Origin of the sequence: Streptomyces alkaliphilus (genome assembly GCF_014141535.1) — a bacterium.
GTDB lineage: Bacteria > Actinomycetota > Actinomycetes > Streptomycetales > Streptomycetaceae > Streptomyces > Streptomyces alkaliphilus.
In genome coordinates, this window is record NZ_VKHT01001046.1 from 1 (window position 1) to 1,686 (window position 1,686).

At 74.7% G+C, this 1,686-nt stretch carries 1 protein-coding gene; it reads right to left on the minus strand.

All coding sequences use genetic code 11. The features are described from left to right. On the minus strand, positions 1-1,686 hold a 1,686-nt coding region (locus FNQ90_RS22255; protein ID WP_407699425.1), incomplete at both ends, for a RelA/SpoT family protein.

A 1,686-nucleotide genomic window follows, 5' to 3' on the forward strand; every position in this document is an offset into this window, starting at 1 on the left:
GCCAGGTCCGCGACCGGGTGTGAACGGGGGCCGCCTCGCGGGAACCCGCCGGGTCCGGCTCGGGGCGGTCGGCGGCCCAGGCGCGGATGGCGAGCCGGGCCGCGGGGGTGCGGGCGTGCTCCAGCCAGTCGGCACCGGGGCCGGGCGCGGGCTCCGGTTCGGGCAGGAGCAGCAGGCGCACGGTGTCGCCGTCCCGCAGCGGGGTGCCGAGGGGCACCAGGCGGCCGTTGACCCGCGCGCCCACGCAGGCGTGGGCGCGCCGGCCGTGCCGGGCGTAGGCGGCGTCCACGCAGGTGGCCCCGACCGGGAGGCGCAGAGGGCCGGGGTCGGGGGCGTCGACGCCGGATGGCGCGGTGGAGGGACCGGTGGCGCGGTGCGGCTCGTCCTCGTCGAAGACGACGATCTCCCGGTCCTCGGAGAGTTCCTCCCGCAGCTCGGTCCAGAAGGTGTCGGGGTCGCGGGCGTCGCGCTGCCACTCCAGCAGGCGGGAGAGCCAGTCCGGCCGTTCCCCGGCATCGCCATCGCCGCCGGTCGGGTCGGCCGCCGGGTCGACATCGGGGTGCGGCACGGCCACCACACCGGCCTCGGCGATCCGGTGCATGCGATGGGTGCGCACCAGCACCTCCGCGACCCCGCCCGACTCCTCCCCCGCGTCGTCGACGATCGCGGTGTGCAGGGACTGGTAGAGGTTGAACTTGGGGGCCGCGACGAAGTCCTTGAACTCGGAGACCATCGGCGAGAAGCAGGTGTGCAGCTCCCCCAGGACGGCGTAGCAGTCGGCCTTCTCCTCGACGAGGATCAGCAGCCGACCGAAGTCGTGCGGGGAGAGCGGGCCGCGCTTGGTGAGCGCGCGGTGGACGGAGAGGACGTGGCGGGGACGGATCCGTACCTCCGCCGCGATGCCGGCCTCCCGCAGCACGGCGCGGACCCGGTCGGCGACACCCTCCAGGGGGTCGGGCAGGCCGGCGCGGGCGCGGATCAGTTCCACCGCCCGGCGGTGCTCCTCGGGGTGGAGGACGGCGAAGACCAGGTCCTCCAGCTCGGTCTTGAGCGCCTGGACGCCGAGGCGCTCGGCGAGCGGGATGAGGACGTCCCGGGTGACCCGGGCGATCCGGGCCTGTTTCTCGGGACGCATGACACCCAGGGTGCGCATGTTGTGCAGGCGGTCGGCGAGTTTGATCGCCATCACCCGCACGTCGCTGCCGGCGGCCACCAGCATCTTGCGGAAGGTCTCCGGCTCGGCGGCGGCGCCCCAGTCCACCTTCTCGAGTTTGGTGACGCCGTCGACGAGGTGGCCGACACCGGGGCCGAAGCGCTCCCGCAGTTCCTCCAGGGTGACCTCGGTGTCCTCCACCGTGTCGTGCAGGAGGGAGGCGGTCAGGGTGGTGGTGCTCGCGCCCAATTCGGCGAGGATGAGGGTGACCGCCACGGGGTGGGTGATGTACGGGTCGCCGCTCTTGCGGAACTGCCCGCGGTGCGCGGCCTCGGCCAGGCGATAGGCCTCCCCCAACACCTCGAGCGGGGCACGGGGATGATGTCGCCGGTGGGCGCGGGCGAGGTGTTCGATCGCGTCGGGCACGGCGTGGCGCGGGGCGCCGCCGAGGAAGGCGGCGCGTCGGATGCGGCGCAGGCCGCCCACGTCCATCCGGGGGCTTCGGCGGGCCGTTCCCTCGTGCGGGGGATGCT